Origin of the sequence: Sphingomonas sp., from assembly GCA_019635535.1 — a bacterium.
GTDB lineage: Bacteria > Pseudomonadota > Alphaproteobacteria > Sphingomonadales > Sphingomonadaceae > Allosphingosinicella.
Genome location: JAHBZH010000001.1, coordinates 2,351,191 through 2,376,397 on the forward strand (window position 1 = coordinate 2,351,191; position 25,207 = coordinate 2,376,397).

Consider the following 25,207-nt stretch of genomic DNA (forward strand, 5'->3'; position numbering starts at 1 on the left):
GGGCGGTCCGGCGACGGGCCGCCCTTTTTCTGTAAGAAACCCTCCGCGCCTCCGACTACCTTGTCGAACTCAAGGGAGATGGCATGGCCGAGGAGCCCCAAATTGCGGATCAGGAGCGGCGCTATCGCGGCGCGGCCGAAACCTACGGCCCGGCGATCGCCCGGCTGGCGCGCGGCTATGAGGCCGATGCGGAGCTGGCCCGCGATCTCGTCCAGGACGTGCATGTCGCGCTCTGGCGCAGCTTCGCCGCGTTCGACGGACGCTGTTCCGAGCGGACTTGGGTCTATCGGGTCGCGCACAATGCCGCGGCCGATCATATCCGCGCCCGCAAGCGCCTGCGGGCCGAGACTTTGGTGGGGATCGAGGAGGCGGGCGAGTTCGCCGCCGGCGACGATCCCGAGACCGCAACCCATGAGCGCCACCTGCTCGCCCGGCTGACGCGGTTGATCCACCGCCTCAAGCCCGCCGACCGGCAGGTGATGCTGCTCTACCTGGAAGATCTGACGGCCGCCGAGATCGGCGAGATCACCGGCCTGTCCGCCGGCGCCGTTTCGGTGCGCATCCATCGCATCAAGGCGCTGCTCGCCGATCGCTTCACGCAGAAGGAACCCGCATGATGACCAGCCCCGATCCCCTCAAGCAGGCCTGGCAGGCTGGCGGCGGCGATATGCCCCTGCCCCGGCTGGACGACATCCGCACGGGCGCGGGCCTGTTCTATCGCCGCATCCGCCGCCGCAACATGATCGAATATGGGGCCGCCCTGATCACCGTTCCGGTCTTCGCGCACGCCGCGCTCACCGCGCCCAGTGTGACGATCCGGATCGGCGCCGCACTGGCCATTGTGGGCATCCTCATCATCGTCTGGCAGCTCCATCGCCGCGCCTCGGCGGTATCCCCCACCGGCGATGCCGTGCTGCCGCTGATCGCGCACCAGCGCGCCCAGCTCGTGCGCCAGCGCGACGCGCTGGCCAGCATCGGCACCTGGTACCTGCTGCCGCTGATCCCCGGCCTCGGGGTCATCGCCCTCGCGCCAGCGATCGACCTGGGACTGGCGGGGCTGAAGGAAATGGACTGGTTCCAATATGCCTGGATCGGGATCGTCGCGATTTTCTTCGCGCTGGTCTGGTGGCTCAACCATGCCGCCGCCCGCCTGCTTCAGGCCGAAATCGACGCGCTCGACGCGCTGGAAGGAGAAACGGAATGACCCGCTGGATTCGTCGTGGCCTCACGCTGCTCGCCGCCCTGATCGCGCTGCCCGCGCAGGCCGCCACGCAGGAGGCCGTCGGCGACTGGATCGGCACGCTGGAGCCCGCCCCGGGCATGACGCTGCGCCTCGCCGTGCACATCCAGGCGAGCGAGGCCGGTGGCCTGGTCGGCACGCTGGACAGTCTCGACCAGGGTGCACGCGGCATCCCGCTCGCCGACATCGAAGCGGAGGGCGGACGCCTTGCCTTCGCCATTCCGGCGGTGAGCGGGCGCTATGAGGGGCGCTGGGCGGAGGATCGCGCGGCCTGGACGGGCGAATGGAACCAGCCCGGCCTCGCGACCCCGCTGATCCTGACCGCCGCGCCGTCCGCATCGGCGGGCTCCGCCCGGCCCACGGCCTGGACCGTTCCAGACGATGCCGCCATCGCCGCTTTGGTCGAGGCGCGGATTGCCGCGCGGCCGGGCGTGGGCATGGTTGTCGGCGTGATCGGTCCCGACGGCCGGCGGGTGATCGGGCGCGGGCCTGCCGGGGAGACGCCATTCGACGGCGGCACGATCTTCGAGATCGGCTCCATGACCAAGGCCTTCACCGCCCTGCTGCTCGCCGACATGGTCCGGCGCGGCGAGGTCTCGCTCGACGATCCGGCGGCGCGCTATCTGCCCGGAGGGGCGGCCATGCCCCGGCGCGGGGACCGCGAGATCAAGCTGCGCGACCTCGCCAACCACCGCTCCGGCCTGCCCCGCCTGCCGGACAATCTGGCCCCGGCCGACATGACCAATCCCTATGCGGATTATGACGAGGCGCGGCTGCTCGCCTTTCTCGGCGGCTACGAACTGACTCGCGATATCGGCGCGCAGTTCGAATATTCGAATCTCGGCGCGGGGCTGCTCGGCTATCTGCTCGTCCGGCGCGCGGGTGCCGATTTCGAGAGCCTGGTGAGGGAGCGGATTACCCGCCCGCTCGGCATGGACGATACGGCCATCGACCTTGCCGCCGATCAGCGCGTCCGGCTCGCAACCGGCCATGACGCGGCGCTCCGGCCGACCGGTCCTTGGGACTTCCCGACGCTGGCCGGCGCCGGCGCCCTGCGCTCCAGCGTGGACGACATGCTCGATTTCCTCGCTTTGGCGACGGGGCTCGCGCCGTCGGAGCTGACGCCCGCCGCGAACGCGCTGTTGGCGGAGGACTGGCAGGGGCCGACGCCGAACGTGCGCACGGCGCTCGGCTGGGCGGTGCTGACGCTGGGCGAGCGGCGGATCGCGCTCCATGACGGCGGCACGGGCGGCCATCGCGCGATGATGGCCTATGATCCCCAGACGCGGCAGGGCGTCGTCGTGCTCACCAACGCCGCCGCCGAGCCGGGGGCGAGCGACATGGCGCTGCACCTGCTGGCCGGCCTGCCCCTGGCCCGCGCGGCCGCGCCGGAATGAGCGCGTGGCGCGCCGGAACGCCGCGCCCTCCTTCGCCCGCCATGCTAGGAGACGGCCATGCGTATCGTCCTCCTGCTGAGTCTCGCCTTCGTCCTGTCGGGCTGCGTCGCGCGCACGGCAGTGGATATCGTCACTCTGCCGGTGCGGGCGGTCGGGGCCGGGGTGGACGCGGTGACGACCAGCCAGTCCGAGGCGGACGAACGGCGCGGGCGACAGATCCGCAAGGAGGAGGAACGGCTCGGCCGCCTCGCCCGGCGCTGCGAGCGGCGGCCGGAGCGGGCGGAATGCGCCGAGCTGGACCAGCGGTACAACCCGCCGCGCTAGAGCTGCCTGAGCGCGGTCGCGGGGCGGATCGAGAGCAAGGGCAGCGAACCCAACAGGCCGATGCCGAGCGTCAGCACCGCGCCGCCGGCCAGCGTGCCCAGCACCACCGCCCAGTCCGGGCTCCAGCCGAATTCGAAGATGCCGACGATCACATACCAGGCGCCCGCCAGCCCCAGCGCCAGCGACACCGAGGCGAGGATCGCGGCGAGCAGGGCATATTCCAGCGCCTGCGCGCCCAGTATCTGCCAGCGCGTCGCGCCCAGCGTCTTCAGGATCACGCTGTCATAGCTGCGCGCCTGCCGGGCGGCGGCGATCGCGCCGATCAGCACGGCGATGCCGGCCAGGATCGCGACCGAGGCGGACAGCAGGATCGCCACCGACATTTGCGACATGATCGTGCCGACCTGCTCGATGATCTCGCCCACCGCGATGATCGAAACGGAGGGAAAGGCGCCGAGCAGCGAGCGCGAGACAGCGCCTTCGCGCGCATCGTCCATGCCGATCGTGGCGGCCAGGCTGTGCGGGGCGGCCTGGAGGACCGAGGGCGGGAACACCATCAGATAGTTGAAGCCCATCGTGTCCCAGTGGATTTCGCGCAATGAGGCGATCCGCGCCTCGATCTCGCGTCCCAGCACGCTGACGGTGAGCGTGTCGCCGACGCCGACGCCCATCACGCCCGCCGCCTCGCGGTCCAGCGACAATAAGGGTGGGCCGGCATAATCGGCGGGCCACCACTGGCCGGCGACGAGATCGCTGCCCTGCGGCAAGGCGGCGCTGTAGGTGACGCCGCGCTCGCCGCGCAGGAACCAGGCGCCGTCCGGCAGCTCGGCCAGGTCCGCGACGCGCTGGCCGCCGAATGCGACGATCGTGCCGCGCAAGGTGGGCACGACATTGATCTCCGCGCCCGGCGCGGTCTGCCGCACCAGGCTTTCGAAACGGCCCCGTTCGGCGGAGGGAATGTCGAGCACGAACTGGTTGGGCGCGCGCTCCGGCACGCTGCGCGCGATCTCCGCCGACAGGCTGGTCTGGATGCCGGCCAGAGCCACGAACAAGGTGAGCGCGAGGCCCAGGGCGATGACCAGCGCCACGGTCTGCGCGCCGGGCCGGTGCAGCCCCGCTATGGCGAGGCGCAGCAGCGGGCGGCGCGACTGCGGCAGGCGTTTCGCCGCCCAGCGCACGCCATGGCCGATGCCGTAGAGGATCAGGAAGACCGCCGCGACGGCGCCCAGCACCCCGGCGGCGAAGAGCGGATCGCGGGCCGTCCCGACCGCCAGCGCCACCACGGCAAGCCCCGCCAGCCCGGCGAGCAGCAGGCTCCTGCGGTCCATCCGCGCGCCTTCCTCCAGCCCGTCGCGGAACAAGGTGGCGACCGGGAACATCCGCGCCCGCGCCAGCGGCGGCAGCACGAACATATAGGCAACGAGCAGGCCGTAGGCGGCGCTGGTCGCGAGCGGCAGCCAGTGGATCGCGAAGCCCGGCCGCACCGGCAGCACGTCGCCCGCCAGCGCGATCAGCAGCGGCGGCAGCAGCGCGCCGATCAGCAGCCCCGCGACGACCGCGACCGAGGCGACCATGAAGATCTGCGCCAGATAGATGCGCGACACGTCCTTGGAGGTCGCGCCCAGCGCCTTCAGCGTTGCGATGCCGCCGCGCTTCAGCCGGAGATAGGAGGAGACGCCGTTGCTGACCCCGATCCCGGCGATGATGAGCGCGGCGAGCCCGATCAGGCCGAGAAACTGGCCCATCCGGGTGAAGAAGCGGTCGGCGCCCGGCGCGGCGCGGTCGCGGGTGCGGACCTGCCAGCTCGCCGACGGATTGTCGTCGCGCAGCCGCCCGGCGACCGTCTCGGGCGAAGCATTGCCGGGCAGGCGGATGCGATATTTGCTGACGAACAGGCTGCCCGGCTGCACCAGCCCGGTGCGCGCCAGCCCCTCCATCGACACGAGCGCGACCGGCCCCAGCGTGAAGCCCTCGCCCAGCCGGTCCGGCTCCTCGGCGACGATCGCGGCGATGCGGAACGGCGCCGTGCCGTAGCGCAGGCTGTCGCCCACGCGCAGGTTCATGCGCTCGGCCAAAGCCGGCGTGATCAGGATGTCCCCCGCCGCCAGCGCCGGCGCGGGCGTGCCGCCGCCGACCGTCAGCGTGCCGTAAAGCGGGTAGAGGCCGTCCACCGCCTTCAGCTCGGTGAGGATCGCCCCCTCCCCATCCGCCGTGTCCGCTCGCTGCGCCATGGCGCGCATCCGGATCGTCTCGCTCATCTCCCCGGCGGCGCGGAAGGCGGCCTTCTCCTCGGCCGTCGCCTCGCGCTGGGTCATCTGGACTTCGACGTCGCCGCCCAGGATGGACTGGCCGCGCGTGGAGAGCTCGCTGGTGATCGCCGCGGTCAGGCTGCCGATCGCAGCGAGCGTCGCGACGCCGAGGAACAGGCAGACGAAGAGCAGCCGCAGCCCCTGCAGGCCCGCATTGAGATCGCGCCGCGCCAGGGTGAGCGCGAGGCGCCAGCCGCCGGCGCTCACGCGGCGCGATCCAGCGCGACCAGCCCGTCCTGCATCTCGATCACCCGGCCGCAGCGCGCGGCCAGCTCGCGATCATGCGTGATGATGATCATCGTCGCCCCGGCCGCCGCCTTGCGGGCGAAGAGCAGGTCGATGATTGCGCCGCCCGTCCTGCCGTCCAGATTGCCGGTCGGCTCGTCGGCGAAGATGATGTCGGGGCCGGGCGCGACGGCGCGGGCGATGGCGACGCGCTGCTGCTCGCCGCCGGACAATTGCGCGGGATAATGGGCGAGGCGGTGGCCGAGCCCGACCGCCTCCAGCTCGCGTGCCGCCCTGCCGAACGGATCGTCGATCCCGGCCAGCTCCATGGGCACCGCGACATTCTCCAGCGCGGTCATCGTCGGCAGCAGGTGGAAGCTCTGCAAGACGATGCCGATCCGCCCCCGCCGCGCCAGCGCCAGCGCGTCCTCGCCCAGCGGCCCGTAATCGACGCCCGCAACCTCGACATCGCCGCCGCTGGCGCGCTCGAGCCCGGTCAGGATGGCCATCAATGAGGATTTGCCGGAGCCGGACGGGCCGAGGATCGCGACGCTCTCCCCGCGCGCGATATCGAGGTCGATGCCCTTCAGCACATCCGTCCTGGCTTCCCGGGAACCGAGAGTGAGGGTGACATTGCGCGCGCGGATGACGATATCGGAACCGGCTTCGGCACGCATAGACATGGAATCCCTCATATGATCGTTACGCTGCGATATGTGTTTCTCCTGCTGGTGGTTCAACTGGCCGTTGCCTGTTCCCCCGCCGCGCCGAGCGCCGAAGCGCCGGACAACCGGCCCGCAGCCAATGCCGAAACCGCCCGACAAGCCGAGGATGCCAGGCTCGTCCTCACCTTCGGCGACAGCCTCTATGCCGGCTACCAGCTCGAGCAGAATCAGGGTTTCGCGCCGGCTCTGCAGCGCGCGCTGGAAGCGCAGGGCATCGCGGCGCGCGTCGTCAATGGCGGCGTCTCGGGCGACACGACCGCCGCCGCGCGCCAGCGTCTCGCCTTCACGCTGGACGGGCTGGAGCGGCGCCCGGACCTCGTTCTGGTCGGCCTTGGCGGCAACGACGCGCTGCGCGGCCTCGGCCCCGACGAGACCCGCGCCAACCTCGCCGCCATACTGGCCGAGCTGCGCCAACGCGACATCCCGGTCCTGGTCACCGGCATGATGGCGCCGCGCAACATGGGCCCGGATTATGCCGCGCGCTTCGATCCGATCTTCCAAGAGCTGGCGCGCGAACATGACGCGGCGCTCTATCCCTTCCTGCTCGACGGGGTGATCACCGAGCCCATGTTGCTGCTGCCAGACGGCATCCACCCCAATGCGGACGGCGTGAACGCGATCGTCGCGCGGCTGGCCCCGGACGTCGCCCGGCTGCTCGGAGCACCCTGAAGCCGCCGCACGCCGACAGCGCGTGTTGACAAGCCCGAAGCCCCTCGCCTAAGGCCCCTCGCCTACCCCGCAGGGACGCTTCATGCCCTGCCCGTGCCCAGATGGCGGAATTGGTAGACGCACCAGCTTCAGGTGCTGGCGCTCGCAAGGGCGTGGAGGTTCGAGTCCTCTTCTGGGCACCATTTTCCATGGCCGGTGTTGACGGCGCTCGGCGGGTCATGGCAATCGCGGGCGGATCGCGGCGAACGGATGTGCAGACCGGGCCGCGCAATGACCGCCAGGTCATTGAAACGCGGGTGTAGCTCAATGGCAGAGCAGAAGCTTCCCAAGCTTACGACGAGGGTTCGATTCCCTTCACCCGCTCCAGCTTTGCAGTGCGTTCAGCCGCGCAGCTAGCCGCCGATATAGACCGTCTTCATCTGTGTGTAGAATTCCACCGCGGCGAAGCCCTGTTCGCGCGGGCCGTAGGAGGATTTGCGGGTGCCGCCGAAGGGGACGTGATAGTCGACGCCGGCGGTGGGCAGGTTCACCATGACCATGCCGGCGCGGACATGGCGGCGGAAGTGGCGGGCATGCTTGAGGCTGTTGGTGACGATGCCGGCGGAGAGGCCGAACCGGCCGCGATTGGCGATCTCCAGCGCGTCCTCATAATCCTTCGCGCGCACCGTGCTGACCACCGGGCCGAACACCTCCTCGTTGTTGATCCGCATGTCCGGATTCGTGTCGGCGATCACCGCGGGCGACATGAAATGCCCCGGATTGGCCAGGCTGAGCTGCGCGCCGCCGGTCACCAGCGTGCCGCCCTCGTCGGCGGCGATGTGGACGTAGCGCAGATTTTGCTCGAGCTGGCTCTCGCTCACCACCGGGCCGATCTGGCTGGCCGGATCGAGCGCGTCGCCGACCCTGAGGCTCTTCGCCTTCTCCGCCAGCGCCGCCACGAACCGGTTGTGGATGCCTTCGGTCACGATCACCCGCGACGAGGCCGTGCAGCGCTGCCCGGTGCCGAAGAAGCCGCCGTCGATGGCGATCGCGACGGCGCCGTCCAGGTCCGCGTCGTCGAGCACGACCAGCGGGTTCTTGCCGCCCATCTCCAATTGCACCCGCGCCTGGCGCTTCACCGCGGCCTCCGCCACCCGCGCGCCGACGCCCTGCGAGCCGGTGAACGAGATCGCGTCGACCTCGGGATGAGCGACCATCGCCCCGCCCATCGCGCCTTCGCCGATGATCAGGTTGAAGACGCCCGGCGGCGCGCCGCACTCGTGCAATATCTCGGCCAGCGCCCAGGCGGTCGCCGGGGTCGCACTGGCGGGCTTCAGCACCAATGTGTTGCCGAAGGCCAGCGCCGGCGCCGCTTTCCAGGCGGGAATGGCGATCGGGAAGTTCCACGGCGTGACGAGGCCGATCACCCCCAGCGGCTCGCGGTGCGTCTCCACGTCGATGCCGGGCCGCACCGAATCCAGCGTCTGCCCGTGGCGACGGATCGCCTCGCCCGCGAAATAGCGGAAGATGCGCGCCGCGCGCATCACCTCGCCCTTGCCCTCCGGCAGGGTCTTGCCCTCCTCGCGCGACAGCAATTCGCCCAGCGCGTCGGCGCGCGCCATGATCGCCGTCGCCACCTTGTCGAGCAGGTCGGCGCGGGCCTCCGGCGTCGAACTCGCCCAGGCCGGGAAGGCGGCCCGCGCGGCGCCGACCGCGGCATCCACCTCCGCCGCGCCGCCGGACGGATAGCGCGCCACGATCTCGGTGGTATTGGACGGGTTCAGGCTCTCCCTGTCCGCCGCCGCCGCCACGCGCTCGCCGCCGATGAAATGCGTCAAAACCTTCGTCATGATCCTAGCGTCTCCATCCGTCGCGCTGTCGCCGGTGGCGAATAGCCAGCGCACGGCCCGATTGCCAGCGCCGGTTCAGGCCAGCGCGGTGACCGCCTCCAGCATCGCCTGCCGGAACGGCGCCTGTCCGCGCCCGCGAAAGACCGGCGCCGCGGCGTGGGCCCGCCCGGCGATCGCCTCGTCGTTGAACAGCTGGACCAGGGACTGGGCGAATGGCTGCGGCCGGATCGCGGACAGGGCGACATGGCCGCCCAGGCCGACGCGCGCCAAGGCCAGGCCGTGCGTCAGCTTCTCCAGATCGAAATGGCACACGACATGAGGCAGACCCGCGACGAGGCCGGCGCAGATGAAGCCATGCCCGCCATGCGAAACCAGCAGGCGCGAACGTTCAGCGATGCGGGCGAACGGCACCGGCTCGGGCTCGACGATCAGGCCGTGCCGTGCGACGGCGGCCTGGAGGGCGGCGCCGCCGAGCCCGATATGGACGCGCACCTTCAGGCCGCTCGCCGCCAGCGCCAGCCACAGCGGCGAATCCGCCGGAATGAAATCGGGAAAATAGGCGAATATCTCGTCTCCGCCGCCGCCCGGCACGGCCGGATCGTGCGCATCGGGAAACACCAGCGGTTCGGCGCGGTCCCCCGCATAAGGGTCGAGCTCGGCGAAGGTCGCGACGACCGGCCGGTCGGCCGCGAACATCTGCGGCAGCGCGGCGAGCGGCGGTTCGCCGTCCTGCGCGAGCCCGTCATTGACGGCGGCGAGCAGCGCCGCCTGATCCGTTCCGGCCGCGCCGGAGATCAGCGCCGGCAGCGTCGCCATGCCCGATGGCGGCGAGGTGAATCCCGTGCCGACCGAAATCGTCGGCAGCCGCCCGCGCGCGGCGAGCAGCAGGAAGGGCGCGAAATCGGCGATGACGAGATCGGGCCGGATCGCGTCGAACAGCCGATGCCAGCCGCTCAGCATCGAGACGACGATCAGCGGATCGTCCATGCCGAGCCGCGCCAGGATATCCGCCATGCCGACCGCCGGGCCGATCGCGCGCGCGCGGCCGGCCATCATCCTGGGCGAAACGGGCGCCTGCCAGATCGACGCGGCAGGCACCTTCTGGGCGTGCATCGCATCGAGGCGGGTCACCGCGAAGCTGATGTCGTGCCCCGCCGTCTGCAACGCGTCGGCGATGGCCGTCAGCCGGACGGCATGGCCGCGATTGGCGCCGAATTCCCAGCCGATCAGGACGCGCGCCACCGCCGCTATGCCGCCTCTGGCTCGACGGCGAGGCCGGCGGCCTCGAGCCGGCCGATCAGATCGGCCCGGCAGGCGTCGAGCGCGTCGGCATCGGCCGAGCGAATGACGAAATCCGCGCCCACCCGGCCGTCGCGGAAGAAGGGATAGGAGCCGATGCCGCATCCGTCATGGTCGCGCTCGGTCCGGCGCAGGATATCGGCCACCTCGCTTTCCGGCGCCCAGCAGCGGATCGCGCGCGACAGCAGGGGCCGGCCGCCTTCGAGCGTGCCGCTCAGCGCCGCCAGCATCATCTCCGCCACACGCGGAATCCCGGCAAGCAGGAAGATGTTGCCGACGCGGATGCCCGGCGCGCCGGACACCTCATTCTCGATCAGCGCGGCGCCTTCGGGCACGCGCGCCATTCTGAGCCGGGCTTCGTTCAGCCCGCCCCGCGCGGCATAATAGGCTTCCAGCGCGGCCCGCGCCCGGGGATGGACGACGACCGGCACGCCCAGCGCGACGGCGATCGCATCGACGGTGATGTCGTCATGGGTCGGCCCGATGCCGCCAGTGGTGAAGAGATAGTCGTTGCGCGCGCGCAGCGCGTTCACCGCTTCGGCGATGGCGGCGAGGTCGTCGGGCACCATCCGCACCTCGGCGAGCCTGATACCCTGCAGATTGAGCCAGGCGGCCACCGGCGCGACGTTGCGGTCCTGGGTCCGGCCGGACAGGATTTCGTCGCCGATCACCAGCAGGGCCGCCGTCCAGATCCGCTCGTGCGCCATGTCCGGCGCATAGCATGACGGCGGCCTTGCGAAACCGGGCGATTTCGCGCGCTCGCTAATTTTTCGCTAACCCTGTCATGTCATAGACGAAGGGTGGAAACGGCAGCCGGCGGAGCCTGAACTTGGGTGTGGAATCCTGGACGAACGAGTTGCTTTCCGTGATCGGCCTCGCCGATGACGACGAAGCCCCGCGCCCGGAACGCCGCCGCAGCGAGGAACGGCACGACTTTGCCGGCCACAAGATCGTCCTGCGCCAGCGCCGCAGCCTCGGCATCCTCCACCTCAAGGACATTTCCGCGCACGGCGCGTGCGGCATCACCGACATGCCGCTCGCCGTCGGCTCGATGGTGTTCCTCGGCCTCTCGAAACCGCATTTCCGCGCCGCCGAGGTGCTCTGGTGCCGCCGCCTTACCGTCGGCCTGCGCTGGCTCCGCCCGGTCCGCGCCGAACAGCTCGACAAGCTGCACGGCGCGCATGTCGCCGCTCGGGCGGACCGCGAGAATTGGGGCATCCGCCCGGACTCAAGCCTCGCCAATCGGAGCTGAAGCGCCTATATTCGCGCCATGACCGATCTGCGTATCCAGGATATCGACGCCACCGTCATCGGGCGGCACGGCAATATCCGCCTCCACAACGAAGCGGGTTTCGTCGGCATGCGCGCCGCCGGACGCTGCGCGGCGGAAATCCTGGACGCGCTCGTTCCCCATGTCCGGCCCGGCGTCACCACGCAGGAGCTGGACGACATCGTCTATGCGGAAATGCGCGCGCGCGGCGCGATTCCGGCGACGCTCGGCTATCGCGGCTATACCAAAAGCTGCTGCACCTCGATCAACCATGTCGTGTGCCACGGCATCCCGGCCGCCGACCGGGTGCTGAAGGACGGCGATATCGTCAATATCGACGTGACCCCGATCGTGGACGGCTGGCACGGCGACACCAGCCGCATGTACCTGGTCGGCAACGCGCCGCTGAAGGCGCGGAAGCTGATCGACATCACCTATGAATGCATGATGCTCGGCATCGCGCAGGCGAAGCCGGGCAACCGGCTGGGCGACATCTCCCACGCCATCCAGACCCATGCCGAAAAGCACCGCTACAGCGTCGTGCGCGATTTCTGCGGCCATGGCCTCGGGCGCATCTTCCACGATGCGCCGGAAGTCGTCCATGCCGGCCGTCCCGGCACCGGGCCGGAGCTGCGCCCCGGCATGTTCTTCACGATCGAGCCGATGATCAATATCGGCCGCGCCGACTGCAAGATCCTCGACGACGGGTGGACCGCCGTCACCCGCGACCGCAGCCTCTCCGCCCAGTTCGAGCATTCGGTGGGCATCACCGAGGACGGCTGCGAGATTTTCACCAGGAGCCCGGCCGGACTCGACCGGCCGCCTTACTGATGGTGCTGGAGCTGGTCTCGCCGCAGGAGCTCGGACGGGCTCTGGGGATCGAGGCCGGTTCGCGGCCCTTGCCCGTCATCGCGCGCAGCCTCACCCGCGCCGAAAAGCGCGCCCCCGCGCTGCGCGAAACCGGCTGGCTGGTCGCCGTCTATCTGATGTTCGGCCTCGCCTGTCTCGGCGTCATCCGCTTCGCCACCACCAATCCCAGGGTGGTGGACTGGCTGCCGGCGATCTTCGCGCTGGCCGGCATCGCGCTGGCCGTCACGGCCTGGCGCAAACTGGCGCGGCACGGCGACTATCGCGATCCCGGCATCGAGGTCGAGGTGAACGAGGAGGTGGTGATCGTGCGGACCGCCGAAGGCGCACAGACCATTCCCCATGACGGCGTCGTCGTCACCCGGGTGCTGACCCGCAATCCGCACAACAGCGTCTATTTCGACGGCATCGTGCTGGAAACGGCGAACGGCGCGCTCCAGCTCGGCGACGAAGGCTTCGCCGGCGGGAATGTCGCCGCCGGCGCGATCCTCAGGAAGCTGGACGAACGGGAAACGGCGCCCGCCCGCGCCGCATGACGCGGAATCGGACGCCGTTTAGGCCGGATCAGCGCGCGCTGGTCTGAACGCGGCGATAGGGCACGAACTCGTCGAGAAAGACGATGCCGCGCATGATGTGCGACACCGGATCGATCATCTGCACCGTATCGATGCTGCACAGCCGCGACGAATGAAGCCGCGTCACCATCGTGTCCCAGCGATCGAGCGAGTCGGCGCCGACGCGCGGGCGGTTGACGTAGATCGTGCTGCCCATGTCGTAGAGGATCGCCGTTTCGTCGATGATCCGGGTGGACCGGACGCGGCGCAGATCGACGCAGTCGACGGGTTCGCCGGCGACACGGCCTTCGAGCGCGCGGGCCAGCTGCGCTTCGCGATCGACGGGGCGATCGGCCAGGGCAGGCGTGGCGGCGGCGAGAAGAGCCCCGCCGGCAAGCAGGGTCAGGGTCTTGGGCATGTGATTCTCCTCATGCTCCCCACCAGTGCGATAGTCTGCTCTTTGGCTGCTGAACGCAAGCTGACCCGTTCGGGCGGCCTCAGCCGGCCGCTGCGGCGCGCGGAGTGGCGCGGATCATCGCGGTCCATTGCGAATCCCACGCGGTGAACCCCCATTTGATCGGTTCCTCGCGCGACACCACCTTGTCGTCGGTCGCTTCCGCCAGGTTGAGATCGAAGGCGGGGATGCGCGCGCGCGTCTTGATGCAATAGAAGACGCGCACGATCGGCCGGGTGGTGTTGCTCTCGTCCTGGTCGACGACGACACCGAGCCGGTCCGATTTCAGCCGGACCAGGCTGCCCACCGGATAGATGCCGATGCTGCGGATGAAGGCGGCGAGCACATTCTCGTCGAAATGCCCTTTCGACTGGAACATGCCGGCGAGCGATGCCGCCGGCCCCGACGGGGCCTTGTAGGGGCGGCGCGACGTCACCGCGTCATAGACGTCGCAGACCGTCGCCATCTTCGCCTCCAGGCTGATCTCGTCGCCCTTGAGGCCGTGCGGATAGCCGGTGCCGTCGATCCGCTCGTGATGGTGCAGGCAGACGTCGAGCACGACCGGCGAATAGCCGCTCGCCTTCAATGCCGCATGGCCGCGTTCGGGATGCTCGCGCACCAGGGCCGTCTCGAACTCGGTCAGCGCCTGCGGCTTCTTGAGCACGCTTTCCGGCACCACGATCTTGCCGAAATCGTGGAGCAGGCCCGCCAGCCCCGCCTCGCGCACCCGCGCCTTCTCGAAGCCGAGCTGGCGCGCCAGGTTCACCATCAGCGCGCATACGGCGATCGAATGATAATAGGTATATTCGTCCTTGGACCGCATCCGGCTGATGCTGACCAGCGCATGGGGGTTGCGGTCGAGCGAGGCGGTGATGTCCTCCACCACCGGCAACGCCCGGGCGATGTCGGCGGCGCGGCCGAGGCGAACCTCGGCGAGCAGGTTGGCGATCGCCTTCTTGGAGCGATCGACCGTCGCCACCGCGCGCTCCACTTCCTCGTCGACGCTGCACGGCACGGGCGGCGGTGGCGGCTTCGGTACGGCGCGCAGGGCGGGACGGGCCGGCTTCGGGCGCTCCGGCTTGGGTTCCTCGGCGACGGGCGCCTCGGCGGCGGCCCGGTCCAGCTCCTGCTTCAGCAGGTCCACGCGCGACGGCGCGGGACCGGTCGCGGCAAAACCCTTCGATTCGTCGATGATGACGGCCGCGATGCCGCTGTCGCGGATCGCCTTCAGATCGGCCGGATCCTCGAGCAGGAAGCGCGTGCGCCAGAAAGGGTGGTCGAACCACGCCCCGTCCAGGCTCTGGATGTACATGCCGAGGCGCAATTCGCTCCCGGTGATCCGCCTCAGCATCCCCGCTTTCTCCCCGCGCTTTGCGCCTTGCTTGGGCCCTATCATCCGCTTCATTATTTATTTCTTACCGTCGCACGACGATTGCGGCGGGCCGTTCGCAAACGGGTTGCCAGTGGCGCCCATGCGCTTATGCTGCATCGCAGCAGCGGAGATTCGCGTGAAGAAGATCGAAGCGATCATCAAGCCGTTCAAGCTGGACGAGGTGAAGGAGGCGCTGCACGATGCCGGCGTGTCCGGCATTACCGTCACCGAGGCGAAGGGCTTCGGCCGCCAGAAGGGCCATACCGAGCTGTATCGGGGCGCCGAATATGTCGTCGACTTCCTGCCCAAGATCAAACTCGAGGTGATCGTGGAAGACGGCCTCGCCGATCGCGTGGTGGAGGCGATCGCCGGCGCCGCGCATACCGGACGGATCGGCGACGGCAAGATATTCGTCTCCTCGATCGAGGAAGCGATCAGGATCCGCACCGGTGAGCGGGGCTCCGACGCGATCTAGCGCGACAGGGGGACGAGGCGACGCCTGATGGAAGACCCACGCCTCGCCTCGATGCCGCCTGCAGAGCTGCGCGCCGCGATGCGTACGCTCGGCTATCGCACCCAAAGCGACGTCGCCGACGCGATCGGAGTCAGCCGCTCGGCGGTCAGTCTCTGGCTAGACGGCAAGGTCGGCGTGCCGCGACCGGTCGCGATGCTGCTGCGGATGCTGGTCGCGGCGCAGCGGCGGCAATTCTGAACCGGCCGTCGCTCAGGCGGTCTGGGTCCGGATTTCCTCGACGATCCTGTCCCAGTCCCTTTCGTTCAGCTCGTGCCCCGCATCCAGCACGACCATGCGCGCGGAGGGTAGCCCGGCGGCCAGCTTCCTGCCGTGCGCCAATGACAGGATGGGATCGTGCCTGCCGTGGATCACCAGCGCCGGGACGGCGATCTCGGACAGCCGGCCGGCCCAGTCTTCGCCGCCGCCGAGCATGACGTGATTCATCGCGCTTTGCGGGATCAACGCCCGGTCATATTCCCGCTCGGCGAGGCTGCGGGCGCGTCCCTCGTCGAAGGCGGCGTTCGGTCCCGCCGAGATGCGGAAGCTTTCGACATGGAAATCGACCACGGCGGCGCGGTCGCTCCAGTCGAGCGTCGCGATCCGCTGGAAATGGGCTAGCAAAGCGGGGTCCATCGGCGGCAGGTCCGCATCGTCCTCGTCGAACGCCGACGAGCCGATGCAGGTCAGCGACAGCACCCGGTCCGGCCGCTCCAGGGCGACGAGCTGCGCGATCATGCCGCCCAGCGACATGCCGACCAGATGCGCCCGCGCGAGCCCGTAACCGTCCATGATGGCGAGGGCGTCGCCGGCCATGTCGTCGATCGTGTAGCGCGGCGCGCCCGGCTCCTGCGTGGTCGTCCCGCCCGTATCCCGATTGTCGTAGCGGACGACGAAGCGCCCGGTCCCGGCGATCGCCCGGCAAAGCGCGTCCGGCCACCACAGCATCGATGCCGTCGCGCCCATGATCATCAGCACGGCCGGATCGCCGAACGATTCCGTCTGAAAGCGCACATCGCCGCGCGCGATGATCCTGGCCGAGCCCGTCATTCCATCCTCCATGATTGATTCTTCTATGACGGAGCCGATGCCGCCTTCCCACAGCCGAATTTCGGGCAAGGAAGCTGTCCGGAGGCATCGGGCCGCGCGGGCCGCGTGAATTATTCACTTTCCGGCGTTCCGCGCTGGACGCCCGCCGCGCGCGTTGAAATGGAAGAATGATGCGCGGCGGGCGAGTCCGGCGCGACACGAGCGAACCGGAACACGAACCGAGGGCAATAAACTCATGGCAAACGACGCGGGCAAGATTCTGAAGCGGATCGGCGACGAGGAGATCGAGTGGGTGGACCTGCGCTTCACCGATCCCAAGGGAAAGTGGCAGCACCTCACCATGTGCGCCGGCCTGCTCGACGACGACCAGCTCACCGACGGCCTGATGTTCGACGGCTCCTCGATCGCCGGCTGGAAGGCGATCAACGAATCCGACATGATCCTGAAGCCGGACCTCGACGCTTATTATGTCGATCCGTTCAGCGCCACGCCGATGGGCGTGCTCTTCTGCGACATCGTCGATCCGGGCACCGGCGAGCTCTACGCCCGCGATCCCCGCTCCACCGCCAAGCGCGCCGAAGCCTATCTGAAGGCGACCGGCGTCGGCGACACCGTCTATGTCGGGCCCGAGGCCGAATTCTTCATGTTCGACGATGTCCGCTTCGAGGACGGCTACAATGCCTCGTCCTTCGCGATCGACGACATCGAGCTGCCGACCAACACCGCCACCAAATATGAAGGCGGCAATCTGGGCCATCGGCCGCGCGCCAAAGGCGGCTATTTCCCGGTCGCGCCGGTCGACAGCGCCGTCGACATCCGCGGCGAGATGGTCGCGACGATGATCGAGATGGGCCTGCCGATGGACAAGCATCATCACGAGGTCGCCGCCGCCCAGCACGAGCTGGGCCTCACCTTCGGCACCCTGGTCGAGACCGCCGACCGGATGCAGGTCTACAAATATGTCGTCCACCAGGTCGCCGCCGCCTACGGCAAGACCGCGACCTTCATGCCCAAGCCGATCAAGGCGGACAACGGCTCGGGCATGCACACCCACATGTCGATCTGGAAGGGCGGCAAGCCGCTCTTCGCCGGCAACGGCTATGCGGGCCTCTCCGAAATGGCGCTCTATTTCATCGGCGGCGTCATCAAGCATGCCAAGGCGCTGAACGCCTTCACCAACCCGACGACGAACAGCTACAAGCGCCTCGTCCCGGGCTTCGAGGCGCCCGTGCTGCTCGCTTATTCGAGCCGCAACCGCTCCGCCTCCTGCCGCATTCCCTACGGCTCGGGCGAGAAGGCGAAGCGCGTCGAGTTCCGCTTCCCGGACGCGATGGCCAATCCCTATCTCGCTTATTCGGCGCTGCTGATGGCCGGCCTGGACGGCATCCAGAACCGCATCCACCCGGGCGACCCGATCGACAAGAATCTCTACGATCTCCCGCCGCAGGAGCTGGCCGAGGTGCCGACCGTATGCGGCTCGCTGCGCGAGGCCCTGCTCGCCCTCCACGCCGACCACGATTTCCTTACCAAGGGCGACGTCTTCAGCATCGACCAGATCGAGGCCTATGCCGAATTGAAGTGGGAGGAACAGCTCCGCTGGGAAACCACGCCCAGCCCGGTCGAATACGACATGTACTATTCGAGCTGAGCGGGCGGTCCGGATTCGGGGCGGGCCGCCGGCCCGTCCCCGCTCAGCCGTCCGGCGACGTCGCGGAAGCGGTACAAGGCGCCGTCGCCCTCGAAGACGAGATACCGGTCCGGGCGGTCCGGAAGACTGCCGCCGAAATAGCTGCGCAGGATCGCCGGATAGACGTTCACCGGACTGGCCGGGACGGCGAGCGGGCGCGCATCGGCGGGCCGGACCGCCATCAGGATGCCCATTTTCTCCCGCAGCCGCGCCGTATCCAGTTCCACCCAGTCGACCGAGACGGGATCGCGACCGATATAGCGCTCGTCGCCGACATGCGGGGCCGGCCAGGGGCCCTCGTCGGCATGGATGACGATCACGGCCGGGCGCGGCCCGGCGCGGATCGCGTCGATCAGCCGCAGCGCCTCGCGGTTCGCATATTGAAGCTGGGCGACATAATTGTCGCGCCGCGATGCCGCGCTCGCCGCCGCCAGCGAGCGGCACGAACCGTCGGCATTGAGCACGAAGGGCGGGTGCGGCACCAGGAAGTGCGCGAAGACATATTTGCGGCCGCCTTCGCCCGCCAATTCCCGCAGCGCGGCGAACTTGCGGGGCGCGCGGCGGCATTGATCGGTCCGTGTGTCGCCGAACGGCAGCCCGGCCTGGCGAAGCACGAAGCCCGGCGCGGATTCGTCCAGCACCACCCGCGCCAGCTCGGGCAGCGCCCGATAGTTGACATTGCGGTCGGCCAGCGCGCTGCGCCGGGTCGGATTCCACCACGAACCCGCGAACACCGTCTCATAACCCTGCGCGCGGAAGAAACGCAGCGCCCGGTTGCCGGTCATCGCGCGGTAGAGTGGCACCCAATCGTTCTGCTGCGCGACGTCGTCTGCCAGCGTGTCGAGATAGTCGCCGTTCAATGCCGAGGCGAGCGAATGGGCGGTGCGCTGATAATTGGCGTGATTGCCGGTGCCGACGACGAAGCCGCGGGCGCGCAAGGCGTCGAGGAACGGTTCGTTGTCGTAGCCATAGACGCCGCGCAGTGTCTCGCTGCCGGCATAACGGTCGAACACGATGTGCCAGACATCGGGGCTGTCGGCCTCGGCCTGCCCGGCGAACGGCGCGAACGCCGCGTGCGGGTCGGGCCGATCGGCCTCGGCCCGGACCTGCTGGATGGCGGCGGCGGCGCTCATGCCGATCGCGACGGACACCAGCAGCAGGTTGATCTTGCGGTTGATCTCGGCGGCGACGGCCGCGTCGCGCGGCACGCGGCGGGCGACCAGCACCGCCAGCACGGCACCGGCCGCGAGGAGCAGCCCCTGCACGAGCGCGGAAGCGCTCAACGCCGCGACCGGCGCCGGCAGATAAAGGCAATAGACCGCGACGATGCCGCTCATCAGTCCGGCGCCCGCCCAGCTGCGCGCGACCGGCCGCAGCAGGATCGTGACCGCGGCGGCGATCGCCAGCATCGCCGCGATGGTCGGCACGGCATCCTCGTAGGGAAGCCGGTTCATGTTCGGGAACCAGTGGGTCAGCGTCGCGAGCAGCGCGACGGCGCCGCCTGCCAGCGGCAGCCGGCCCGGCAGGTTGCGGGTCCGGCTCAAGCCCCGTGCCGGCGGTCGTAGGCAAGGATCAGCCGGCCGCCCTCGCCCAGATGCTGCCGCGCGGTGATCGCGCCGCGCGCGCCGACATGGGCCAGGAACGCCTCTTCCGTATAATCGGGGAAGATGTCCGGCCGGCCGGACAGGAGTTGCTGCACCATCGGGTCGCTTTTCGACGGGAATTCGATGACGCCCACCGGCGCGAGGCTCATCAGCCAGTCCACCGCCATGTCGAGCGGCACGTTCCTGGCGATGGCGAGATGGTGGATCACGGCCAGGGCGAGCAGCGAATCCGCCGCGCCGCGCGCGCCAAGGCTCTTGCGCTCCGCCCCTGCCCAGCCTTGCGACGGGCTCGGATTGGTCGCGTCCAGCCAGAGCGGCAGCATCCGTCCGCCATCGGCGTCGAAACGGACGAAGGCCCGTTCGAGCGCGCCGAAATCGAAGTCGAAGCCGACCACCGCGCGCGCGCCATGGTCGAGCGCGGTGCGGCTGAAATCGCCGCTGTTGCAGCCCAGGTCGAACAGCAGGCCGGGGCGCGCTTCGGCGACATGCCGCGCCACGAAATCGTGCTTCGCGGAGCGGCGCGCCGCGTCATAGCTGTTGCAGCCGGCATAATCGGACCAGATCGTCCTGCCGCCGGGCAGCGACAGCCCTTCGATATAGCCATGCAGGGTTTCGAGCAGCGCGACCAGATTCTTGCGGGGGAGCTTGATGTCGCGCGGCGGCGCCCCGGCCGTCCCCTTCGCGACGCGGCGCCGGTGCACCGCGGCAGGGCCCAGCACATGCGCCAGCACGGTGAAGGACAATTTGTCGCGAAGGCGCAGCAGCGGGGCCACATCTTCCGGCGCCAGCCCCTCGCCGCTGCCGCGGAACCAGGCATTGGGCGCGATTCCGCGCTTCGCCCAGAGCAGCAGCGGATTGAGGAACTGCATCGCGAACTGGCGCTGGCCGGTCCAGGGCGATCCTTCCTCGTAGCGGACCACGGACAGGTGATCGATGAAGACCGGCCGGGTGCCGTTGAACTGGATGTTGTAGGCGGTCGCGTCGGACAAGGTGAAACCGTCGGCGAGCAGGTCGATATGGAAGCGCAGGTGCAGCAGCGCCGCCGCCTTCAGGGCGGAGAAGGTCCATTCATAGGGATAGGAGACGAAGTCGATCTTCGGATGCTCGAGCAAATGCTCGGGAGCCGCATCGTCCGTGCCGATCCGGTCCGGCGCGATCTCTTCCATTCCGATCAGCTGGCCGCGCTCGATCGCCTTGCGATAGACGCCCGCGTCCCGCGCACCGGCGAAATTCTCGGCTCCGCCCCGGAATACGGCGCGATAGATGCGGTCGTCTGCGACCAGGATGCGGCCGGACGGATCCCGGAAGGAGCCCGGGTCGAACTTCATCGGCTCAGGCCTTGCTGTTGTCGCCCGCGACCGGCGTCTCGCCGCGGCGAAACAGCGCCTTGAAGCGCGCGAAATAGACCTTGCCGAACAGCAGGGCGCTGGCGAAGGCGCCCGCGACGGCCTGCAGGATGATGCTGATCGTGCCAGAATCCAGATAGGCATGCGCCGGCGCGGACACGAACAGCGAATAGACCACGATCGCGAAGAGGAAATCGGACGCGCGCTTCATGGGAAAGTCCCCCGCCTGTGAGACGACGGGATTTGCGGTCTAATGGTTAATATGTCGTTCCCGGAGCGCTGTCCCGCGCATCGGCCGCGCCTCAATAATCCCGCGACACGCGCACATTGGCGCTTTCGCGGCCGATCGTCGAGATCGACGCCAGCAGCGAGAGCCAGCGGGTGATCTGATATTCGATCGTCGTCGCCGAATAGCCGCGCCCGTCCGTCACCACCTCCACATAGACGCGACGGCCGAAATATTTGCCGGCCGCGATCTGGGTGCCGATGCCCTGGGTTACGTCGGCGGGCAGGATGCGCAGGCGATCGAGGCCGATGCCGCGCCGCAGCGCGTTGATCGGGTCGAGCCCGCCGCCCGGGCTGTTCAGCGCCGCCACCGCCGAGGCGAGCTGGATCGCCTCGGGCGCCGACAGATTGGTGATCGAGGTGCCGAACAGGATGCGCGACAGCAATTCGTCCTGCGGCAAAGCGGGCACGCTGGTGAAGGAGATTTCCGGCCGCTCGCCGCTGCCGGTCACGCGGATCTGCGCGTTCAGCCCGCGCTCGCGCACTTCGGCGGCGATGTCGAGGCGCGGATTGATCGGGCTTTCGCCCCGGAACTGGATATTGCCGCGGATGAGATCGAAACGCCGACCGGCGAAGTCGTAGGTGCCGCGCAGCAATTCCGCCTCGCCGGTGATGCGTGGTTCGGTCACCGTGCCGGCGACCCGCACCTGGGCGCGCCATTCGCTGCTCATGCCGAGCCCGGTCACGCTCAGGTTGCGCGGCGCATCGACCTGGAGCGCGAGGCGCCAGGGCGAGACCCGGCGCACGACCGGGCCGAGATCGTCGGCGCGGTTGATCTCGCGCACGTTGAGCCGCGGCACGTCGGCGGCTGCCGCCGCGCTGCCGAGCTGGAACCGCCCTTCGGTCAGCCGCACCGCGCCCGAAATCTCGCCGCCGTCGCCGTCGGAGCGGATGGCGAGATCGCCGGTCACGGCGGCACGGATATCGTCCCGGTCGAGCAGCCGCGCCGCGTCCGCCCGCACGTCGAAGCGCATGCCCACGCCGCCCCGCGCCCCGGCGAAATCGAGCGTGCCCGATCCCGAGACCGTGCCGCCGCCCGCCGCGCGGCCGCTGAACCGTTCGATCCGGAGCTGCGCTCCGTCGAACCGCCCGGCCGATTCCAGATTGTCGATCACCATACCGGTGACGGCGCTTTCCAGCCGCGCGCCGCGCGTTTGCACCGATCCCGAGATCACGGGATTGTCCAGCGTGCCGCGCATGTCGGCGGCGATGGCGGCCGGGCCGGACAGATCGAGCAATTCGATTCCGGTCAGCCGCCAGAGCGTGTCGGCGGCGCCGGCATAGCGGATCTGCGCCTGCATCGGCGCGCGCGACAGCCGGTCGATGAGGTCGCCCGACGCACCGATCGGGGAGAAGCGCGCCTGTGCCCGTCCCACCGTGCGCCCTTCGCTCACCGCCACCGCACGCACCGCCGCATGGCTGCCGGCGAGCCGCGCGTTGACGCCGATGTCCATCGGCCGCGACGACAGCACCAGTCCGGCCCGGGTCAGTCCCCGGATGCGCAGATTCGCCTCCCCGGTCGGCGCCGCGCCGGGCGTCGGCGCGGCATAGCGCAGCACGCCCGATGCGATGCCGCCCAGCCCCAGGTCGGGATAGAAGATGTCCATCACGGCCAGCGGCATCGCCTCCAGCCGCGCGTCGATCTCCGTCCGGTCGCCGAACCGCCCGGCCAGGCTCGCCTCGCCGCCGGCATAGCGGAACTCGGTGCGCGCCAGCCGCCAGCCGCCGTCGGTCGCGGTCAGCACGGCCGGGCTGGTCAGTTCCAGCGGCCGGCGGTCGAGCGTGCCGCTGCCGGTGATCGAATAGCGCCCCGGCGCCACGTCGGCGGCGAAGTCGAGCGCGAAATCGCGCCCGCGCGAGCCGGCGATCCGCCCTTCCACGCGCCCCGACCCGCCGCGCAGGCTGGCGCGCGCGTCAAGGCTGGCGATCTGCATCCCGCCCCGGCTCAGCCCGCGCGCCGCGATCCGGCCCTCGATCGACGCACCGGCCGGATCGAGCAGGATCACACCCTCGATCGTGCCACGCCGGATCGCGATCGGCGGCGGCCCGGCGAAGCTCGCATTGTCTGCGGCGAGATCGACTGCGATGCGCTGGTTGCCGCCGACCGGATTGAACTGCAGCCGCCCGGTCATCGCCCCGGTCGCATCGATCAGGCCGGTGAACCCGCCCGGATCGACGCGCAGCCCGCCTTGCAGCCGCGCCCCGGCCAGGTCGAGCGCGGCGATCCGGATCATCGCCGGCTGGCCGCCCGGCAGCAGGATCGCGCCATTGCCGCTGAACGGCCCGAGCGTCGATCGCCCTTCGGCCCGCCAGGCGAACCCGGTCTCGGTCGGGTCGAGATTGAGCAGCACGTCGCGCAGTCCCAGCGCGTCCATCGGCCGCTCCAGCGCGATCGCCAAACGCGGCCGATCGATCGCCCCGTCCAGGGTCAGGCGCAGCGGCCCGTAATCGGCATGGCGGCCGGCGCCTTCGAACAGGAAGGTGCCGTCGCGCCGTCGCATGCCCTGGCCCGCCAGATTGAGCTTGGGCGAGGAGAGGCGCAGATTGGTGAAGCGGATCACGCCGTCCGGACCGCGCACCAGCTCGGCCTGGAGCTGCGGCAGGCCGCCCGTCACTGCGGCCAGGAAAGCGTTGTCCATCCGCCGCACCCAGGCCCGCGCCTCGCCGCGCAGGATCGCGCCGCTGCCGCCCGGCCCGGGCGCGACGCGCAGCTCGGAGAGGATGTCGATCACGCCCAGGCCGGGTATCTCGTAACGCTGCATCCCGCCGTTCACCGCCACCGCATATTCGCCGGTGCGCAGGTCGATGCTGAGGCTCGCCAGGCCGCGCAGCCGGTCCGAGCTGATCGCGATCCGATCGCCGCTCAGCCGCTCGGGCGTGAGCCGCAGCAGCCCTTCGACCCGCAGATTGGCGAGGATGCCGCCCGCGACGTCGCCCACGCCGCTCACGCGCCGCGCGGTGGCGAGCAGGGGGATCGTCACCGGCCAGCCGGTCAGCGTCCCGCGCCCGGTCGCGCGGACGTCCTCGAACCCGGTTTCGTCGAACGCCACCCGCGCCGCCGTCGCCCGATAGGCGAAGCTCGCCGCGCCGAAACGCCCGTCGAGCAGGGCGGTCAGGCGCACCTCGCGGCCGGTCATGTTGGGGAAGAGGGCCGGCGGGCGGAGCAGATCGACGGCGATCTGCACGCCTTCATAGCGGCTGTTCGACAGGTCGATCCCGCCGCGCGTGTCGAGCCGGAACGCGGCCGACCGCAGCGACAGCCGCCCGGCGAGCCGGCGATTCGCCAGATTGCCCCGGCCCTCGACGAGGATGCGCGGACTCGACATGCGCTGGAGCTTGCCGGTCAGGAAGGGCGCCGGCGCGGCCCAGCCGCTCAACCCCATCGCGCCCCGGTCCATGCTGAGCCGCAGGTCCACCGTCCGCCGCCCCGACATGTCGAGCCGCGCCGCGCCGGCCCAGCGCGCCCATGTCCCCTCGCCGCTCACGTCGAGCGCGATCGGCCGGGTCGTGCCGATGAGGGCGCCGACCACGCTGTTCTCCGGCGCGCGCACATGCGCTTCGACATCGAAACGGTCGCGGTCCGGCTCCGCGTCGATCCGCAGCCGCACCCGGTCGCCGCCGCCGCGAATCGCCGCGTCGAGCCCGATCAGCGCGCGCCCGCGCCGGATCTCGGCCTCGCCGGACAGGCTCCCGACCTGCTCGCGCCCGGTCATGGCCGCGCCGATGCGCAGCTGGCGCACGTCGAGCCGGCCGATATGCACATCGAAATCGGGCAGGATCGGCTGCGGCTCGGCCGAGGGGATGAGCCGCGGCAGCCGGTGCAGGGTGACGAGATCGGCGTCGAGCGTGTGGATACGCAGGCTGTTCCACAGGAAATCGATCGGCCGCCAATTCATCTCGATCGCCGGCGATTCCACGAACAGGCCGTCCGGATCGTAGAGCCGCACGTCGCGCAGCTGCGTGCGCCCCCAGATCGATCCGTCGATCCGGCCGATACGGATGCGCAGGCCCGATTGCGGTGTCATCGCGGCGATCCGGTCGACGATGAAGCGGTGGCCGGGCGCGGTATCGAGGAAGGCGAGGAAGGCGATGCCGGCGAGCAGCAGAGCCAGCGCGGCGCCGATCATGATCTTGGCGAGGGCGCCCAGCCAGTAGCGCGCGCCCCGGCGCGGCGCGGCGAGGTCAACCGC

At 69.8% G+C, this 25,207-nt stretch carries 23 protein-coding genes and 2 tRNA genes; 13 read left to right on the forward strand and 12 right to left on the reverse strand.

Features of this window, described 5'->3' with window-relative positions:
- Window positions 1-83 precede the first annotated feature (83 nt).
- Genes KF780_12135 through KF780_12150 form a run of 4 tightly spaced genes read left to right on the forward strand, consistent with a single transcriptional unit; the run spans window position 84 to window position 2,961 of the window.
- Entirely contained in the window at window positions 84-617 is a 534-nt protein-coding gene (locus KF780_12135; GenBank protein ID MBX3562547.1) for a sigma-70 family RNA polymerase sigma factor, read from the forward strand.
- A complete protein-coding gene (locus KF780_12140) occupies window positions 614-1,204 on the forward strand; it encodes a hypothetical protein (protein MBX3562548.1) in 591 nt (196 codons plus the stop codon). The genes KF780_12135 and KF780_12140 overlap by 4 nt, the downstream gene beginning before the upstream one ends.
- Complete coding sequence (locus tag KF780_12145) at window positions 1,201-2,637, forward strand: beta-lactamase family protein (protein ID MBX3562549.1); 1,437 nt, start codon at window positions 1,201-1,203, stop codon at window positions 2,635-2,637. Before KF780_12140 ends, KF780_12145 begins: the two co-directional genes overlap by 4 nt.
- A gap of 57 nt (window positions 2,638-2,694) precedes the next feature.
- On the forward strand, window positions 2,695-2,961 hold the full coding sequence (locus tag KF780_12150) for a hypothetical protein (GenBank protein MBX3562550.1): 267 nt from the start codon (window positions 2,695-2,697) through the stop codon (window positions 2,959-2,961).
- Here the strand turns inward: KF780_12150 and KF780_12155 are convergent.
- Window positions 2,958-5,477: an FtsX-like permease family protein gene (locus KF780_12155; GenBank protein ID MBX3562551.1), complete on the reverse strand. Its 2,520-nt coding sequence runs from the start codon at window positions 5,475-5,477 to the stop codon at window positions 2,958-2,960. The two genes, KF780_12150 and KF780_12155, sit on opposite strands and share 4 nt — an antisense overlap.
- On the reverse strand, window positions 5,474-6,172 hold the full coding sequence (locus tag KF780_12160; protein MBX3562552.1) for an ATP-binding cassette domain-containing protein: 699 nt from the start codon (window positions 6,170-6,172) through the stop codon (window positions 5,474-5,476). The genes KF780_12155 and KF780_12160 overlap by 4 nt, the downstream gene beginning before the upstream one ends.
- A gap of 18 nt (window positions 6,173-6,190) precedes the next feature.
- Between KF780_12160 and KF780_12165 the strand changes: the two genes are divergently transcribed.
- The 3 genes from KF780_12165 to KF780_12175 all read left to right on the forward strand — a co-directional run bounded on the left by KF780_12165 (window position 6,191) and on the right by KF780_12175 (window position 7,255).
- On the forward strand, window positions 6,191-6,889 hold the full coding sequence (locus KF780_12165) for an arylesterase (GenBank protein ID MBX3562553.1): 699 nt from the start codon (window positions 6,191-6,193) through the stop codon (window positions 6,887-6,889).
- A 95-nt stretch (window positions 6,890-6,984) separates the two neighbouring features.
- Window positions 6,985-7,071 (forward strand) — tRNA-Leu (locus KF780_12170).
- Window positions 7,072-7,181: 110 nt separating this feature from the next.
- A tRNA-Gly gene (locus tag KF780_12175) sits at window positions 7,182-7,255 on the forward strand.
- A 26-nt stretch (window positions 7,256-7,281) separates the two neighbouring features.
- On the opposite strand, the gene KF780_12180 is transcribed toward KF780_12175, so the two are convergent.
- The 3 genes from KF780_12180 to KF780_12190 form a co-directional block, all read right to left on the reverse strand.
- Entirely contained in the window at window positions 7,282-8,718 is a 1,437-nt protein-coding gene (locus KF780_12180) for an aldehyde dehydrogenase family protein (GenBank protein ID MBX3562554.1), read from the reverse strand.
- 75 nt (window positions 8,719-8,793) lie between these two features.
- On the reverse strand, window positions 8,794-9,960 hold the full coding sequence (locus tag KF780_12185; protein MBX3562555.1) for a glycosyl transferase-like UDP-glucuronosyltransferase: 1,167 nt from the start codon (window positions 9,958-9,960) through the stop codon (window positions 8,794-8,796).
- Window positions 9,961-9,965: 5 nt separating this feature from the next.
- Window positions 9,966-10,724 (reverse strand): competence/damage-inducible protein A, encoded by a 759-nt coding sequence (locus KF780_12190; protein ID MBX3562556.1) that lies wholly within the window; start codon window positions 10,722-10,724, stop codon window positions 9,966-9,968.
- Between the two features lie 122 nt (window positions 10,725-10,846).
- Here KF780_12190 and KF780_12195 point away from each other — a divergent pair, with 122 nt between their 5' ends.
- Genes KF780_12195 through KF780_12205 form a run of 3 tightly spaced genes read left to right on the forward strand, consistent with a single transcriptional unit; the run spans window position 10,847 to window position 12,690 of the window.
- Complete coding sequence (locus KF780_12195; GenBank protein MBX3562557.1) at window positions 10,847-11,269, forward strand: PilZ domain-containing protein; 423 nt, start codon at window positions 10,847-10,849, stop codon at window positions 11,267-11,269.
- Between the two features lie 18 nt (window positions 11,270-11,287).
- Entirely contained in the window at window positions 11,288-12,118 is an 831-nt protein-coding gene (gene map / locus KF780_12200; GenBank protein ID MBX3562558.1) for a type I methionyl aminopeptidase, read from the forward strand.
- Entirely contained in the window at window positions 12,118-12,690 is a 573-nt protein-coding gene (locus tag KF780_12205) for a hypothetical protein (protein MBX3562559.1), read from the forward strand. The genes map and KF780_12205 overlap by 1 nt, the downstream gene beginning before the upstream one ends.
- A 28-nt stretch (window positions 12,691-12,718) precedes the next feature.
- On the opposite strand, the gene KF780_12210 is transcribed toward KF780_12205, so the two are convergent.
- The gene (locus KF780_12210) at window positions 12,719-13,126 is read right to left on the reverse strand and encodes a hypothetical protein (protein MBX3562560.1); all 408 of its coding nucleotides are present in this window, start codon (window positions 13,124-13,126) and stop codon (window positions 12,719-12,721) included.
- 79 nt (window positions 13,127-13,205) lie between these two features.
- Window positions 13,206-14,513, reverse strand: a complete 1,308-nt coding sequence (locus tag KF780_12215) for an HD-GYP domain-containing protein (protein ID MBX3562561.1) — start codon at window positions 14,511-14,513, stop codon at window positions 13,206-13,208.
- A gap of 157 nt (window positions 14,514-14,670) precedes the next feature.
- Between KF780_12215 and KF780_12220 the strand changes: the two genes are divergently transcribed.
- Window positions 14,671-15,009, forward strand: a complete 339-nt coding sequence (locus KF780_12220) for a P-II family nitrogen regulator (protein MBX3562562.1) — start codon at window positions 14,671-14,673, stop codon at window positions 15,007-15,009.
- 27 nt (window positions 15,010-15,036) lie between these two features.
- Complete coding sequence (locus KF780_12225; protein ID MBX3562563.1) at window positions 15,037-15,246, forward strand: transcriptional regulator; 210 nt, start codon at window positions 15,037-15,039, stop codon at window positions 15,244-15,246.
- A 12-nt stretch (window positions 15,247-15,258) separates the two neighbouring features.
- Here KF780_12225 and KF780_12230 read toward each other — a convergent pair whose 3' ends face one another.
- Window positions 15,259-16,095: an alpha/beta hydrolase gene (locus KF780_12230; protein ID MBX3562564.1), complete on the reverse strand. Its 837-nt coding sequence runs from the start codon at window positions 16,093-16,095 to the stop codon at window positions 15,259-15,261.
- A gap of 235 nt (window positions 16,096-16,330) precedes the next feature.
- Between KF780_12230 and glnA the strand changes: the two genes are divergently transcribed.
- Window positions 16,331-17,743 (forward strand): type I glutamate--ammonia ligase, encoded by a 1,413-nt coding sequence (glnA, locus tag KF780_12235; protein ID MBX3562565.1) that lies wholly within the window; start codon window positions 16,331-16,333, stop codon window positions 17,741-17,743.
- On the opposite strand, the gene KF780_12240 is transcribed toward glnA, so the two are convergent.
- The 4 genes from KF780_12240 to KF780_12255 all read right to left on the reverse strand — a co-directional run bounded on the left by KF780_12240 (window position 17,731) and on the right by KF780_12255 (window position 25,144).
- Window positions 17,731-19,326: a hypothetical protein gene (locus KF780_12240; protein MBX3562566.1), complete on the reverse strand. Its 1,596-nt coding sequence runs from the start codon at window positions 19,324-19,326 to the stop codon at window positions 17,731-17,733. The genes glnA and KF780_12240 overlap by 13 nt on opposite strands.
- Window positions 19,323-20,714, reverse strand: a complete 1,392-nt coding sequence (locus tag KF780_12245) for a class I SAM-dependent methyltransferase (protein MBX3562567.1) — start codon at window positions 20,712-20,714, stop codon at window positions 19,323-19,325. The genes KF780_12240 and KF780_12245 overlap by 4 nt, the downstream gene beginning before the upstream one ends.
- 4 nt (window positions 20,715-20,718) lie before the next feature.
- A complete protein-coding gene (locus tag KF780_12250; protein ID MBX3562568.1) occupies window positions 20,719-20,943 on the reverse strand; it encodes a hypothetical protein in 225 nt (74 codons plus the stop codon).
- 91 nt (window positions 20,944-21,034) lie between these two features.
- The gene (locus KF780_12255; GenBank protein MBX3562569.1) at window positions 21,035-25,144 is read right to left on the reverse strand and encodes a translocation/assembly module TamB domain-containing protein; all 4,110 of its coding nucleotides are present in this window, start codon (window positions 25,142-25,144) and stop codon (window positions 21,035-21,037) included.
- Window positions 25,145-25,207 lie beyond the last annotated feature (63 nt).